Origin of the sequence: Streptomyces sp. So13.3 (assembly GCF_005860785.2) — a bacterium.
Taxonomy (GTDB): domain Bacteria; phylum Actinomycetota; class Actinomycetes; order Streptomycetales; family Streptomycetaceae; genus Actinacidiphila; species Actinacidiphila fildesensis.
On the sequence record NZ_CP048835.1, the window covers coordinates 3,829,370 to 3,845,468 of the forward strand.

Annotated in this window: 8 protein-coding genes; 5 read left to right on the forward strand and 3 right to left on the reverse strand. The window is 71.5% G+C overall.

The genetic code is table 11. From position 1 onward, the window contains the following. The first annotated feature begins 48 nt into the window (after positions 1-48). The 3 genes from pepN (C8250_RS17370) to C8250_RS17380 all read left to right on the forward strand — a co-directional run bounded on the left by pepN (C8250_RS17370) (position 49) and on the right by C8250_RS17380 (position 7,354). Positions 49-2,625 carry an aminopeptidase N gene (gene pepN, locus C8250_RS17370; protein WP_138357654.1) on the forward strand — a complete coding sequence of 859 codons (2,577 nt, stop codon included), beginning with the start codon at positions 49-51 and terminating at the stop codon, positions 2,623-2,625. 248 nt (positions 2,626-2,873) lie between these two features. Beyond that, entirely contained in the window at positions 2,874-3,881 is a 1,008-nt protein-coding gene (locus tag C8250_RS17375; RefSeq protein ID WP_138357655.1) for a hypothetical protein, read from the forward strand. Between the two features lie 155 nt (positions 3,882-4,036). Further along, positions 4,037-7,354 carry a S8 family serine peptidase gene (locus C8250_RS17380; protein WP_232484966.1) on the forward strand — a complete coding sequence of 1,106 codons (3,318 nt, stop codon included), beginning with the start codon at positions 4,037-4,039 and terminating at the stop codon, positions 7,352-7,354. 80 nt (positions 7,355-7,434) lie between these two features. Here C8250_RS17380 and C8250_RS17385 read toward each other — a convergent pair whose 3' ends face one another. After that, positions 7,435-9,963 carry an FtsX-like permease family protein gene (locus tag C8250_RS17385; RefSeq protein ID WP_244809176.1) on the reverse strand — a complete coding sequence of 843 codons (2,529 nt, stop codon included), beginning with the start codon at positions 9,961-9,963 and terminating at the stop codon, positions 7,435-7,437. Then, positions 9,960-10,829, reverse strand: a complete 870-nt coding sequence (locus tag C8250_RS17390) for an ABC transporter ATP-binding protein (RefSeq protein WP_138357657.1) — start codon at positions 10,827-10,829, stop codon at positions 9,960-9,962. Before C8250_RS17390 ends, C8250_RS17385 begins: the two co-directional genes overlap by 4 nt. Positions 10,830-11,014: 185 nt before the next feature. Here C8250_RS17390 and pepN (C8250_RS17395) point away from each other — a divergent pair, with 185 nt between their 5' ends. Together pepN (C8250_RS17395) and C8250_RS17400 are read left to right on the forward strand one after the other, a co-directional pair. After that, complete coding sequence (gene pepN / locus C8250_RS17395; protein WP_138357658.1) at positions 11,015-13,594, forward strand: aminopeptidase N; 2,580 nt, start codon at positions 11,015-11,017, stop codon at positions 13,592-13,594. 134 nt (positions 13,595-13,728) lie between these two features. Continuing rightward, a complete protein-coding gene (locus C8250_RS17400; RefSeq protein ID WP_138357659.1) occupies positions 13,729-15,150 on the forward strand; it encodes a DUF234 domain-containing protein in 1,422 nt (473 codons plus the stop codon). Here C8250_RS17400 and C8250_RS17405 read toward each other — a convergent pair. Continuing rightward, positions 15,134-16,075 (reverse strand): DMT family transporter, encoded by a 942-nt coding sequence (locus C8250_RS17405; protein WP_138357660.1) that lies wholly within the window; start codon positions 16,073-16,075, stop codon positions 15,134-15,136. The genes C8250_RS17400 and C8250_RS17405 overlap by 17 nt on opposite strands. Positions 16,076-16,099: the final 24 nt, after the last annotated feature.

Below are 16,099 nucleotides of genomic sequence, written 5' to 3' on the forward strand. Positions count from 1 at the left end.
GCGTGGGAGTATGCGAATCGATCGACGATGCTGACAAAGGAGTCATCAGTGCCCGGTGAGAACCTGTCCCGCGACGAGGCCCGCGAACGCGCGCGGATCCTTTCGGTCGACGGATACGAGGTCGCGCTCGACCTGCGGTCGGCCACCCGGCCCGACGAGGACACGTTCCGCTCGGTGACCACGATCCGCTTCCGGTCCGCGCAGCCGGGCGCGGCCACCTTCGTGGATCTGCTGGCACCGTCCGTCGAGTCCGTGGTGCTGAACGGACGGGAGCTGGACCCGGCGGCCGTGTTCGACGGGACGCGGGTCGCCCTGGACGGCCTCGAAGCCGAGAACGTCCTCACCATCGACGCGCGGTGCGCGTACAGCCGCACCGGCGAGGGGCTGCACCGGTTCGCCGACCCGGAGGACGGCGAGACTTATCTGTACACGCAGTACGAGCCGGCCGACGCCCGCCGGGTCTTCGCCAACTTCGAGCAGCCGGATCTCAAGGCGCCCTTCACCTTCTCGGTGACCGCGCCCGCGCACTGGACCGTACTGAGCAACGAGGCTCAGGCCGGCCCCGCACGGGACGCCGACCCCTCCTCGGCGACCTGGGACTTCGCGCCCACCAAGCCGATCTCGACGTACATCACGGCTGTCGTCGCCGGGCCGTACCACCTGGTGCGCGACCACTACTCGCGGACCTTCGACGACGGCACCGTGCTGGACATCCCGCTCGGCGCGCTGTGCCGGGCCTCGCTCGCGCCGCACTTCGACGCGGACGACATCTTCACCGTCACCAAGCAGGGCCTGGACTTCTTCCACGACACCTTCGACTACCCGTACCCCTTCGGGAAGTACGACCAGGCATTCGTGCCCGAGTACAACATCGGCGCGATGGAGAACCCGGGCTGTGTCACGTTCCGCGAGGAGTTCGTGTTCCGCGGCAAGGTGACGCAGGCGGCGTACGAGGGCCGGGCCAACGTCATCCTGCACGAGATGGCGCACATGTGGTTCGGCGACCTGGTCACCATGCAGTGGTGGGACGACCTGTGGCTCAAGGAGTCGTTCGCCGACTTCATGGGCGCGTACTCGCAGGCCGAGGCGACCCGCTTCAAGGACAGCTGGATCACCTTCGCCAACCGCCGCAAGGCGTGGGCGTACCGGGCCGACCAGCTGCCCTCGACGCACCCCGTCACCGCGGACATCCACGACCTGCAGGACGCCAAGCTCAACTTCGACGGCATCACGTACGCCAAGGGCGCGTCCGTGCTGAAGCAGCTCGTCGCCTATGTCGGCTCGGACGCCTTCCTGGAGGCGGCCAGGCGCTACTTCAAGCGGCACGCGTACGGGAACACCACGCTGGCGGACCTGCTGGCGGTGCTGGAGGAGACCTCGGGCCGGGACATGGCGCAGTGGTCCCGCGCCTGGCTGCAGACCGCCGGGGTGAACTCGCTGACGCCGGAGGCCGTGTACGACGCCGAGGACCGGATCACCCGGCTGTCCGTGCTGCAGACCGCCGCCGCGTCGCACCCCGAGCTGCGGCCGCACCGCGTCGCCGTCGGCCTGTACCGGCGGGCCGCGGGCGGTGCGCTGGAGCGCTACGCCCGCGCCGAGACCGATGTCACGGGGTCCCGCACCATCGTGACGGAGCTGGCCGGCGCCGAGCGGCCCGATCTGATCCTGGTCAACGACGAGGACCTGACGTACTGCAAGATCCGCTTCGACCCGGACTCCCTCGACACCCTGCGCAAGCACCTGGGCGACCTGTCCGACCCCATGGCGCGGGCGCTGGCCTGGTCGGCGGTGTGGAACATGACCCGGGACGCGCTGATGCCGGCCCGTGACTACCTCGGGCTCGTGCTGCGGTTCGCCGGACAGGAGTCCGACATCGGGGTGCTGCAGTCGCTGCACCAGCAGGCGCAGACCGCGCTGCACCAGTACGCGTCGCCGAAGTGGCGCGCCGAGGGCGCCAAGGCGCTGGCCGACGGGGCGCTGACCGAGCTGCGGCAGGCCGAGCCGGGCAGCGGGCACCAGCTCGCCTGGGCACGCTTCTTCGCCTCGGTGGCGTCGTCGGCGGCCGATCTCCAGCTGCTGAGCGGGCTGCTCGAAGGCAGCGCCAAGATCGACGGTCTGGAGGTCGACCAGGAGCTGCGCTGGTCGTTCCTGGAGCCGCTGGCCGCCGCGGGCGAGGTCGACGAGGCCGTGATCGCGGCCGAACTGGCGCGCGACGACACCGCCTCCGGGCGACGGCACCAGGTGCGCTGCCTCGCCGCCCGGCCGTCGGCCGCGGTCAAGGCACAGGTGTGGGCGTCGGTCGTGGAATCCGACACCCTCTCGAACGCGCTGGTCGAGGCGAGCATCGCCGGGTTCGACCAGCCGGGCCAGGAGGAGCTGCTCGCGCCCTACGCCGACCGGTACTTCGCCGTGATCGAGCGGATCTGGTCGCAGCGTTCGATCGAGATCGGCATGGCGATCGTGCGGGGCCTCTTCCCGAGGTACCGGATCGCCCAGGAGACCGTCGACGCGGCCGGCGCCTGGCTCGACGCGCACGCGGACGCGGCGCCCGCGCTGCGCCGGCTCGTCCTGGAGGCCAGCGACGACCTGTCCCGCGCGCTGCGTGCCCAGGCGACCGACGGCTGACCCCCATCCCGGCGCACATCCCGGACCCCGCCGCGTCACCCCATCGAACGGTGACGCGGCGGGGTTCCGCCGTGTCATGGGCAGACTTCGACCGCTCGCCCACCGCACGGCTGCGGGATCGTCATCCGAATAGGTGAAAACCGCCCATCGGCATCCGAACGCCTGAACTTTAGTGCGGAGTTGTCCCGGTTTGTCGACGGCTGTGTAACAGCGGTTAGCGGGCGGTCCGGCGGCGGAACCAACCCGACATGAACCACAACGCACCGCACACCCCGCGCCCCCTGGACCACCTCTCCCGCACCCAGCAAAGGATCTTGACGACACGTCAGCTGCGCGAGCACGGCGTGACCGCGAGCACCCTGGCGGAACGCTGCCGGCCCGGCGGCCCGTGGCAGCAGCTGCTGCCGCAGGTGTTCCTGCTGCACGCCGGACCGCCCACCAGTGACGAACGGCTGCGGGCGGCGCTGCTGTACGCGGGCTGCGAGCCGGGCGGCACGGGCGGTCCGGGCGACGGCGAGGCGATGGTCACCGGGCTGGCGGCGCTGGCCCTGCACCGGTTCTCCTCGGTGCCGCCGCTGCTGGGGATCGACCGGATCGACGTCCTGGTGCCGCGCCAGCGGCGGCTGCGGGACGCCGGGGACGTGGCGATCCACCGGGCGCACACGCTGCCCCGGCCGCAGCAGGTGACCGGACTGCCGTGCGCCCCGGTGCCGCGTGCGCTCGCCGACGCGGTGGCGGACCTCGACGACGCCGAAACCGTACGGCGGCTGCTGACCGAGGCGGTGCGCGGCGGGCACTGCGAAGCCGCCGCGGTGGTCCGGGAGCTGAGCCGGGCCCGGCTGCTGTCCCGGCCGCACGTGGTGGACGCGGTGGACGCGCTGCTGGCGGAGGGACGGGCGCTCGCCGAGGGCCGGCTGTACGAGATGGTGACCTGCTACGGCCTGCCGGACCCGGTGTGGCACGTCGATCTGCGGCTGCCCGGCGGGCCGTCGCTGGGCGGCGTGGACGCGTACTGGCCGGAGCACGCGGTGGCGCTGGAGATCGACGCGCGCGGACCCCGCCAGGACGACGACGCCCTGTGGTCGCAGTACGCGCAGAAGCGCGAGCACCTGGAGGGACTCGGCATCACCGTCGTCCACCTCACCCCGAAGAAACTGCGGGACGCTCTCGAGCAGCAGGCGACCGTCGTGCGCACCGCGCTGATGGCTTCGTCGGACCGGACTCCGGCCGCTTACGTGGTCGTGACCCCGAGTTGACCGGCGCTTTACTCCTTTACGCGTGCTTTGCCGGTCATGGCGTATGGCGGAAATACGTCATGTCCACATCCTGCCTCGGACAACTCTCCACAAACACCGGTCGCTTACGTGACTCTTAGCGGTCAACCGGCACCGTTTTCCGAACAAGGATGCCCATGCCTCTCGATCACATACGCGCCAAGAGACGCGTGGCCCGCGTCGCGCTCGCCGCGGGCCTGGTGGCCGCACTGGCCGCGACCGGGTCCGCCACCGCGTTCGCCGACAACACCCCCAGCGGCACTCCGACCGGCGGCCCCGCTTCCGCCCCGGTCAAGGCTTCCACCGACAAGCTCGGTTCTGCCGACGCGGAGCTCCTGGCCAAGGCCAAGTCCGACGGCGACAAGACCGTGACGATGATGATCGCCACCGCTCCCGGCACCACCAAGCAGGTCGTCGACCAGCTCGGTGCCTCCGGTGCCTCGGTGGGGAGCACCTACGACAAGCTCGGCTACGTGCGGGCGACCGTCCCGACCGCCAAGGCGGACGCGGCGATCGCCAAGGCGCAGAAGCTGACCTCGGTCCACGGCATCGACCTCAAGCAGGAGATCGCGCTCGACGACCCGACGCCCGTGGCGGACACCGCCAAGGGCGCGAAGGCCAAGGGCAAGGCCGCAGCGAAGACCTACCCCGGTCCCAGCGCGAGCACCCCGGTGAAGAACCCGTACCAGCCCGCTTTCGAGACCGGCGCGGTGGACTTCGTCAAGAACCAGCCCAAGGCCGACGGCCGCGGCGTGACCATCGGCATCCTGGACTCCGGTGTCGACCTCGGTCACCCGGCGCTGCAGAAGACCACCACCGGCGAGCGCAAGATCGTCGACTGGGTCACCGCGACCGACCCGATAACCGACGGCGACGCCACCTGGCGCCGCATGACGGCAGCGGTCTCCGGCCCCACCTTCACCATCGCGGGCCGCACCTGGACCGCGCCGGCCGGTTCGTACATGTTCAACACGTTCTCCGAGGCCGCGACGGTCGGCGGCGACATGGCGGGCGACCTCAACCGTGACGGCGACACCACCGATGTCTGGGGCGTGCTCTACGACGCCGCCGCCGGCACCGTGCGCGTCGACCTGAACAACAACGGTGACTTCAGCGACGACGAGGCGCTCAAGCCGTACAAGAACGGCTTCCAGATCGCGCACTTCGGGACGGACAACCCGGCGACCGCCATCTCAGAGTCGATCCCGTTCGTCGTCCAGATCCGCAAGGACGTCCCGACGGACCCGTACGGCGGCGACTGGGTCGGCAAGAAGGCCGACTTCGTCAACATCGGCCTCGTCCAGTCCGAGCACGGCACCCACGTCGCGGGCATCACCTCCGCGAACGGCCTGTTCGGCGGCAAGATGAGCGGTGCGGCTCCCGGCGCGAAGATCGTCTCCTCGCGCGCCTGCACCTGGAGCGGCGGCTGCACCAACGTCGCGCTCACCGAGGGCATGATCGACCTCGTCGTGAACCACGGCGTGGACATCGTCAACATGTCCATCGGCGGCCTGCCCGCGCTGAACGACGCCAACAACGCGCGCGCCGAGCTGTACACGCGCCTCATCGACACCTACGGCGTCCAGCTGGTCATCTCGGCCGGCAACAGCGGCCCGGGTGCCAACACCATCGGTGACCCCGGCCTGGCCGACAAGGTCCTGAGCGTCGGTGCGTCGATCTCCAAGGACACCTGGGCGGCCAACTACGGCTCGCAGGTGGACAAGGCGTACCAGATGATGCCGTTCTCCTCGCGCGGCCCGCGTGAGGACGGTGGCTTCACGCCGACCATCACCGCGCCCGGCGCGTCGATCAACACGGTCCCGACCTGGGAGGCCGGCAGCCCGGTCGCCGAGGCCGGCTACAGCCTGCCGCCCGGCTACGCGATGCTGCAGGGCACCTCGATGGCCTCCCCGCAGGCCGCGGGGGCCAGCGCACTGCTGATCTCCGCCGCGAAGCAGAAGAACATCGCCCTGAACCCGGCCGCCCTGCGGACCGCGCTGACGAGCTCCGCGAAGCACATCGCGGGCACGCAGGCGTACGAAGAGGGCTCCGGTCTGATCGACATCAACGGCGCCTGGAACCTGATCAAGGCGGGTGTCTCGGCCAACGAGTACACCGTCAAGGCTCCGGTCGACACCGCGCTGTCGGCGTTCCTGAAGACCCCGGGCTTCGGCACCGGCATCTACGACCGGGAGGGCGGCCTCAAGACCGGCCAGACCCGGACGTACGACGTCACGATCACCCGCACCACCGGCTCCGACCGTCCGGTCAAGCACGCGCTGGCGCTGGTGAACAACGACGGCACCTTCAAGCTCGCCGGCAGCAGCGAGGTCTCGCTGCCGCTGAACGTGCCGGTCACCGTCAAGGTCACCGCGAAGGCGAAGACCACCGGTCTGCACAGCGTCATCCTGACCGTGGACGACAAGCGCACCAAGGGCACCGACCAGCAGATCCTGGCCACCGTCGTGGTCTCGAAGCCGCTGGCCAAGCCCGCCTTCTCCACCAAGGAGTCGGGCGTGGTGCAGCGCAACAGCACCACCTCGTACTTCCTGAACGTGCCGGCCGGCGCCAAGTCCCTGGAGATCGCCCTCGGCGGCATCCAGGCGACCAGCCAGACCCGGTTCATCGCGATCAACCCGTACGGCGTTCCGATGGACGACACGTCCACCCCGTCGTGCTACCTCAACTACGTGAACCCGAACAACAAGTGCCGTCCGGACCTGCGGTCGTACACCGACCCGCTGCCGGGCGTCTGGGAGATCGAGGTCGAGGCGCGCCGTACCTCGCCGCTGCTGAACAACCCGTACGCCGTCACGGCGTCGGTGCTGGGTGTGTCCTTCGACCCGGCCGTGCAGACCCTCGACGAGGCCACGGTCGGTACCCCCGCCGCGGTCAACTGGAAGGTCACCAACGGCTTCGCCGCCCTTGACGGCAAGCTGAAGGGCGGCGCCCTCGGCTCCGCGCTGACCGCCCGCCCGACCATCGCGCAGGGCGAGACGAAGGAGACGACGCTGGTCGTCGGCCCCGGCGCCTCCCGGCTCGACGTGGCGATCGGTTCCACCTCGGACACCGGCGCCGACCTCGACCTCGAGGTCTACCTCGGTTCCACCAAGGTCGGTTCGTCCGCGGACGGCGACTCCGAGGAAGCGGTCAGCGTCGCCAACCCGGCGGCCGGTACGTACACCGTCGTCGTGACCGGCTACTCGGTCCCGGCGGGCACCACGGAGTACAACTACAAGGACGTGTACTTCGCCGCCTCGCTCGGCCAGGTCAAGGTCGACGAGACCAAGACCGTCTCGCTGGCGAACGGCGCCTCGGCGTCCTTCTCCGCGCAGGTCGTGGCCGCGTCCCCAGCCCCCGAAGGACGTCAGTTCTTCGGTGAGGTGCAGCTGCTGAACTCCCGCGGCACCATCGCCGGAACCGGCAGCGTCATCATCAAGAAGGTCACCGGCTGACCGCCGGCTGATCAGCTGTAGAACCGCCTCGGGGCGGGTGCTCCCACGAGCACCCGCCCCGTCGTGTTCCCCGGCGTCCGCTACTCGCGGCCCGCGCCCGCCTCGATCGGGCGGGTGCGGAGCAGCGCCCGGGCCGGCAGGCCGGTGGCGGCCAGGCCCAGCAGGAGCACACCGCCGGCGATGGCGGCCGCCACGGTGGGCGGTACGTAGGGGGCGCCGCCGGTCAGCCCGCGGGCGATCGGGCTGAGCGTCGCCCAGGCGATGGCCGTTCCGATCACCAGCCCCGCGGTGCCGACGAGCAGCGCCTCCCAGCGCATCATCCCGAGCACCTGGCGGCGGGTGGTGCCCGCCAGCCGCAGCAGGGCGACCTCGCGGCGCCGGTCGAGGACCGTCATGACCAGGGTGTTGGCGGCAGCGACGGCGGCGAACCCGCCGAGCACCGCGGCCATCACGCGGTTGGCCCAGGCGTTGAGCTCCAGGTCCTTGTCGACCTGGGCGGTGTAGCCGGCCCGGTCGGTGACCGCGACGCCGGGGGCGTCGAGCCGCTGCAGCGCACTCGCGACGGCGGCCCGGTCGGCGCCCTCCATGTCACGGACCAGCACCTGGCTGTCGTACGCGACCGACACATGTCCGGCGACCGCGGCGCGCGGCATCAGTACCTCGCCGAGGCCCAGACCGCGCTCATAGAGGGCGACGACCCGGGGGTGCACCGTTGTGCCGTCGCCGAGCCACAGTTCCATACGGTCGCCGACCGAGACCTTGGCGGTGTCGGCGAGCAGGCTGTTCAGCGCGACGGTGTCGTTCGCCGCCAGCCCGGTCAGCGAGCCCTCCTTGACGCCGACGTCGAGCACCTTGGCCAGGTCGGCCGGGTTCCCGGAGACCCCCAGCGTGGAGGCGCCGATGAAGGAGCCGGCCGAGCGGTAGAGGACCCCGGTGCGCAGGACGCCGACGGCCGCGTCCACGCCCTTCACCCGCGCCGCCTCGGCGGCGGTCGTGGACGGCAGTCCCGCGCCGGTGCCGCTGACGATCTGGTCGGCGACCACGCCGTCGCGCACCTGCTCCGCGGAGACGTGCTTGATGGTGCTCTGCATGAAGACCAACGTGCCGCAGAAGGCGATGACCAGCACGATCGGGGTGATCGCGGAGGCCAGCCGGCGGGAGTTGGCACGGGCGTTGGCGGCGGCGAGCGCAGCGGGCGCGGCCCCCGCTCGCAGCGGCAGTCCGAGGACGGTGGCGGCGAGCCAGGCGACGACGGGTCCGAGCAGCGCGACGCTGAGCATGAAGAGCATCACGACGCCGAGCGCGATGTTGGCCGCGTCCTCCCCCGTGGCGTGGGCCGCGAGCGACGCCACGACGATGCCGCCGGCGAGGGCCGCCACGCCGAGCACCGTACGGACGGGCCCGGGGCGTCCCCGCTCCACCGCCGCCTCGCCCAGCGCCTGGCTGGGCCGGGCCTTGGAGGGCCGGCGGGCGGCCAGATAACCGGCGACGAGCGAGCCGAGCAGGCCCGCGCCGACCGCGCTGACCATGGGGATCCAGCCGGTGGAAACCTCCAGTCCGGCAGGCACCGCGCCGCGGTCGGCGAGCTGGCCGAACCACCAGTGGGCGAGCGCCAGTCCCGGCAGGATGCCGGCCGCGCCGGCGAGCGGGGCGACGATCATCGCCTCGGTGGCGACGGTGCGGCGGATCTGCCGTGGGGTCGCGCCGATCGCCCGCAGCAGGGCGATCTCCCGGCTGCGCTGGCCGATGGCGAGGGCGACGGTGCCCATGACGACGAAGATCGCGGTCATGGCGGCGATGCCGCCGAAGGAGCCGCCCAGTCCCACCAGCATCTCCTTGCCCCCCGCGAGTTCGGGGTGTTCGACCTCACCGCGGTCGTCCCCGGTCTGCACCAGGGCGTGCCCGCCGACGGCGTGCTCGACCTGTCCGGCGAGCTGCTCGGTGCTGACACCGGTACGTGCGTAGACGGCGATGGCGTCCGCCTGACCCTGGTGGCCGGCGAGCCGGCCCACCGCCGCGTCCTCGAACCAGGCGGTGGCGGAACCCGACCCCTCCGCCGTCAGACCGGAGATCCGGTAACCGCCGGTGCCGGCGGGCGTGACGAGGGTGACGGTGTCGCCGGTGCCGAGCTTCGCGGCGTGCGCCGTCGCGGCGTCGAGGGCGACCTCGCCCGCCGCCGGGGCGCGACCCTCGGCGAGCGGTTTCGCGGCCGGGGCGGTGCCGATCGCGGTGGCCGACCAGTCGCGGCCGGTCAGCGCCGGCAGCGCCTTGCTCTGCACGGGGAAGGCCACGTCGGGCACGGCCGCGGCGACGCCCGGTTCACGGGCGATACGGTCCGCGAGCCCGGCGTCGACGCGGGCCCGGTCGGGCAGCGGCTCGGCCTCCTCGTCGCGGTCCTCGCCGTGGCCGACGGTCATCCGGGCGTGCTGGTCGGCGGCGACGACCACCGGGGCACCGGCGTAGCGCTCGGGCGTGAGGTGCGCCACGATCCCGGTCTGCAGCAGGGTGCCGCAGGCGGTCATGATGGCGGCGGCGAAGAGCAGGGCGATGAACGTGCCGGCGAAGGACGCCGGCCGGAAGCGCACGGAGGCGCGGGCGAGACCGTTCACGCGGCGGCCCTCGCAACGCGCTCCGGGCGGCCGCCGGTGGTCAGCGCGACCATGTGGTCGGCGATCTCCGTCGGCTCCGGGCGCTCCAGGTGGCCGGCGAACGAACCGTCGGCGAGGAAGAGCACCCGGTCCGCGAAGGAGGCGGCGACCGGGTCGTGGGTGACCATGACGACGGTGGCGCCGAGCCGGTCCACGGCGTGCCGCAGCAGACCCAGCACCTCGCGGGCGGTGTTGGTGTCCAGGGCGCCGGTCGGCTCGTCGGCGAACACCACCTCGGGCGCGGTGATCAGGGCGCGGGCGATGGCCACCCGCTGCTGCTGGCCGCCGGACAGCTGTCCGGGCCGCCGGCTTCCGTACCCTTCGAGGCCGACCTGCGCGAGCAGCTGGGCCGCCCGCCGCCGGTCGGGGCGGCCTCCGGCCAGCCGCTGCGGCAGCAGCACGTTCTGCTGCACGGTGAGCGACGGCAACAGGTTGAAGGACTGGAAGATGAAGCCGATGCGGCTGCGGCGCAGCTGGGTGAGCTTGTTCTCGTTGAGACCGGTGATGTCGGCGCCGCCGAGGTGCACGGTGCCGGCCGTCGGCTTGTCGAGCCCGGCGGCGCACTGCAGGAAGGTGCTCTTGCCGGAACCGGAGGGGCCCATCACCGCGGTGAAGCTGCCCCGCGGCAGCGCCAGGTCGATGCCGCGCAGCGCGTGCACGGTGGAGTCGCCGCGGCCGTAGGTACGGCGGACCGAGCGCAGCTCGACGGCGGCACCTGAGCCCGTCCCGTTACGGCCGGGCGCGGTGTCACCGCTGGTCCGCGGCGGGTACTGCGGCGCCGCGGGGGCCGTGGGGGCGGTGCTGGAGTGCTTCGACCGGAGTCGCATGATGTCCTCTGTTTCGGTTGCCGACGACCCTTCCGAAGTTACGGATCACCCGGGGTCCCGGACCATGCCGGTTCCCGGCGTCTTGGGGGTGGGGAAAACCCGAGGCCGGAGCTGGTGCAGACCCTGATCCCGGCCCGCGCAGCGTGCGAGGATGGCGGTCAGTCTTCATTAAGGAGTGGCCTACCGTGCCTGGCACGAACCTCACCCGCGAGGAGGCGCAGCAGCGTGCTCGCCTTCTCACCGTGGACGCGTACGAGATCGACCTCGACCTGAGCGGCGCGCAGGACGGGGGCACCTTCCGCTCGGTGACCACGGTGCGTTTCGATGCCGCGACGGCGGGTTCCTCATTCATCGACCTGGTCGCCCCGACCCTGCACGAAGTGGTGCTGAACGGCACCGCGCTCGACCCGGCGGAGGTGTTCGCGGACTCGCGCATCGCCCTGCCGTCGCTGCCGGCCGGCCGTAACGAGCTGCGGGTCTTCGCGGACTGCGCCTACACCAACACCGGTGAGGGCCTGCACCGTTTCGTCGACCCGGTCGACAAGCAGGCATACCTGTACACCCAGTTCGAGGTGCCGGACGCGCGCCGCGTCTTCGCCAGCTTCGAGCAGCCCGACCTCAAGGGCACCTTCCGGTTCACGGTGAAGGCCCCGGCGGGCTGGACGGTCATCTCCAACTCCCCGACGCCCAAGGCCGAGGACGTCAAGGACAACGTCTGGCGCTTCGAGCCGACGCCGCGCATCTCCTCGTACATCACCGCGCTGATCGCCGGCCCGTACACGGCCGTGCACAGCACGTGGGAGGGCGAGGGCCGCAGCGTCCCGCTGGCGATCTACTGCCGCCCGTCGCTGGCCGAGTTCCTGGACGCGGACGCGATCTTCGAGGTCACGCGGCAGGGCTTCGACTGGTTCGAGGAGAAGTTCGACTTCCCGTACCCGTTCGCCAAGTACGACCAGCTCTTCGTACCGGAGTTCAACGCCGGCGCGATGGAGAACGCGGGCGCGGTCACCATCCGTGACCAGTACGTCTTCCGTTCCAAGGTGACGGACGCGGCGTACGAGACGCGCGCCGAGACCATCCTGCACGAGCTGGCCCACATGTGGTTCGGCGACCTGGTCACCATGGAGTGGTGGAACGACCTCTGGCTGAACGAGTCGTTCGCCACGTACACCTCGATCGCCTGCCAGGCGTACGCGCCGGGCAGCAAGTTCCCGCAGTCGTGGACCACGTTCGCCAACTCCATGAAGACCTGGGCGTACCGGCAGGACCAGCTGCCGTCCACCCACCCGATCATGGCGGAGATCAACGACCTCGACGACGTCCTGGTCAACTTCGACGGCATCACGTACGCCAAGGGCGCCTCGGTGCTCAAGCAGCTCGTCGCCTACGTCGGCATGGACGAGTTCTTCGCCGGCGTGCAGGCGTACTTCAAGCAGCACGCCTGGGGCAACACCCAGCTGTCCGACCTGCTCGGCGCGCTGGAGAAGACCTCCGGCCGCGACCTGAAGAGCTGGTCGAAGGCGTGGCTCGAGACCGCGGGCATCAACATCCTGCGCCCGGAGATCACCCTCGCCGAGGACGGCACGATCACGTCCTTCGCGGTCCGCCAGGAGGCCCCGGCACTGCCGGCCGGCGCCAAGGGCGAGGCCGTGTTGCGGCCGCACCGCATCGCCGTCGGCTGCTACGACCTCCAGGACGGCAAGCTGGTCCGCACCAGCCGTATCGAGCTGGACGTCGACGGCGAGCTGACCGAGGTGCCGTTCCCGCAGAACACCGCGCGCCCCGCGGTGATCCTGCTCAACGACGACGACCTGACGTACGCCAAGGTCCGCCTCGACGACGAGTCCCTCGCCGTCGTCCGCGACCACCTCGGCGACTTCACCGAGTCCCTCCCCCGTGCCCTGATCTGGTCCGCGGCCTGGGACATGACGCGTGACGGCGAGCTCGCCACCCGCGACTACCTGGAACTGGTGCTCTCCGGCATCACCAAGGAGTCGGACATCGGCGTCGTCCAGTCGCTGCACCGCCAGCTCAAGCTCGCGCTCGACCTGTACGCGGACCCGGCCTGGCGCGACACCGGCCTGGCCCGCTGGACGGAGGCCGCGCTGGAGCAGCTGCGCGCCGCCGCCCCCGGCAGCGACCACCAGCTCGCGTGGGCCCGCGCCTTCTCGGCGACCGCCCGCACCCCGGAGCAGCTCGGGCTGCTCGCCGGGCTGCTGGACGGCACGCAGGTCATCGACGGCCTGGCCGTCGACACCGAGCTGCGCTGGTCCCTGCTGCACCGGCTCGTGGCGACCGGTCAGGCGGACGAGGCGGCCATCGCGGCGGAGCTCGCCCTCGACCCGACCTCGGCCGGCGAGGAGCACGCGGCCGGCGCCCGCGCCGCCCGTCCGACCGCCGACGCCAAGGCCGCGGTCTGGGCCGCGGTCGTCGAGGACGACAAGCTCGCGAACTCCCTGCAGGAGTCCGCGATCGGCGGCTTCGTCCAGACCGACCAGCGTGAGCTCCTCGCGCCCTACACCGAGCGGTACTTCAGCGCGGTCAAGGGCGTCTGGGACTCGCGCAGCCACGAGATCGCCCAGCAGATCGTGATCGGTCTCTACCCGGCCCTCCAGGTCTCCCAGGACACCCTGGACGCCACCGACGCCTGGCTCGCCTCGGCGACCCCGGTGCCGGCCCTGCGCCGGCTCGTCATCGAGTCCCGCTCGGGTGTGGAACGCGCCCTGAAGGCCCAGGCGGCGGACGCGGCGGCGGCCACCGCGTAGTACCGGCTCCGCGTGAGGCCCCGGACCCCAGGTCCGGGGCCTCACGCGTGTCCTGAGTGACGCAGAACACATCCATTTCTGGTATGTTCAATTTTGGTTGTACCACATATGGACCTATTGATCAGGTGGCCGCAATGGACAACTTCATCGGCCGGGAGCCGGAGCTCGCCGCGCTGAACCGCATGCTGCGGCGCGTCGCGGACGGCGGGCGGACCGGGCGGCCGGGCAAGGCGATGCTGATCCGCGGCCGCCGCCGGGTGGGGAAGTCACGGCTGGTCGAGGAGTTCATCGAGCGCTCCGGGCTGCCGAGCGTCTTCTTCACCGCCTCGCAGCAGTCCAACCCGGAGGCGGACCTGCGGATGTTCGTCGAGACCGCCGCGGCATCCGACCTGCCCGGCGCCGCCACCCTGATCGGCCAGTCGCCCAGGGACTGGGACGCCGCCCTGCGCCTGCTGGTCGCCGCCCTGCCCGACGACCGGCCGAGCGCCGTCGTCCTCGACGAGATGCCGTACCTGATAAAGAACGACGCCGGCTTCGAGGGCACCCTCCAGAAGCTCTTCGACCGGGAACTGTCCAGGAAGCCGGTGCTGCTGCTCTGCGTCGGCTCCGATCTGGCGATGATGGAGCGGCTCAACGACTACGACCGCCCGTTCCACCAGCGCGGCACCGAGATGGTGGTTCCCGCGCTGAGCCCCGCCGACGTGGCCGAGATGCTGCAGCTGCCGCCCGCCGACGCCTTCGACGCCTTCCTCGTCTCCGGCGGGCTGCCGCTCGTCCTGGAGGAGTGGCCCCGGGGCGCGGGGGTCTTCGACTACCTCGCCGAGGTCGTCGAGGACCCGACGTCGGCGCTGCTGGTGAGCGGGGAGCGGTCGCTGGCCGCCGAGTTCCCGGCCGACGCACAGGCGCGATTGGTCCTGGGGGCCATCGGTTCGGGTGAGCGGACCCGCACCCTGATCGGCCGGGCGGCCGGCGACCTCCCCCCCACCAGTCTCAACCGTTCGCTCCAACTGCTCACCGCCAAGCGGGTGGTGGAGGCCATCACCCCGCTGTCGACCCGCCCCTCCAAGGAGACCCGCTACTACGTCGCCGACCCGCACCTGCGCTTCTGGCTCGCTCTGCTCGGACCGTACATGTCCGAGATCGAACGCGGCCGGGGCGATCTGACGTTCGCGCGCATCCTGCAGACGTGGACCTCGTGGCGCGGGCGGGCGATCGAACCCGTGGTGCGTGACGCCCTCTTCCGCATGCGGGTGGGCGGCGTGCCGGACGACACCGGCGCGGTCGGCGGCTACTGGACCCGCAACAACGATCCCGAGATCGACATCGTCGCGGCCGACCGGGGGCCGATCGCCAAGCGCATCACGGCTGTCGGCTCGGTCAAGTGGCTGGAGAAACGGCCCTTCGACGCGCACGACCTCGCGAAGCTGATCGTCCATCGCTCCCGGCTGCCCGGCGCGGACACCTCGACGCCGCTGATCGCGGTGGCGCGCAGCGGCGTGTCGGTGGACGGCGTCCAGGCCGTGGTGCCCGAGGAACTGATCACCGCCTGGCGGTGACCGGACCGGAGGCGCCGAGCGCGACACCGGCCAGGATCAGCGCCATGCAGAGGATCTGCAGCGGGCCGGTGCGTTCGCCGAGCAGGGCGAACGAGAGCAGTGCGACGCAGACGGGCTGCAGGTAGTAGACGATTCCCGCGCGGGCCGGGCCGATGAGCGCGATGGCCTTGTTCCAGGCGAAGAAGGCGACAGCCGAGGAACACACCCCGACGTAGAGCAGCGGCCCCACCGTCCCGGTGGAGGGCGCGAAGCCGCCCTGCGTCACGAGACTGACGACGTACACCGGCGCCAGGAGCGTCGCCCCGAGCGCGAAGGTGGCCAACAGGAACGGCAGTTGGCCGATCCGGGCCGGCTTGCGGCGCAGCAGCGCGCTGTACCCGGCGAACGACAGGGCGGCGGCGAGCATCCACAGATCGCCGGTGGTGAAGTCGAGGCGGAGCAGCGCCGCCGGGGAGCCCTTGCACAGCAGCGTGAGCACACCCACGAGCGCGATCACCAGCCCCACGGCCCGCCGTCCGCCGATCCGCTGCCGGGCGAAGACGGCGATCAGCACCGGCGCGGCCGCCATGATCATGCCCATGTTGCTCGCGGAGGTGGTGACCCCGGCCTGGTTGACCAGCGTGTTGTACACGGTGATGCCGAGCAGTGCGGCGAGCGCGACGTACCCGAAGTGACGTCTCAGCAGCGCCCGTTCCCGCCACGCCTGCCGCACCGCGAACGGCGCGACCGCGACCAGCGCGATCACCCACCGCCAGAACGCCGCCTGCACGGGCGGCACACTGTCGTGCAGCGCCCGGGAGACGACGAAGCTCCCGGACCAGACGACGGCCGCGAGGAGGAGCCCGGATCCGGATCCGGATCCGGATCCGACTGGGGTGCGGGTCGGGCGGGTGGCGCTCGTGCGGGAGTGGTCCAGGACGGTCACGTGGCTCCTTCGGTGGGCGGTGTC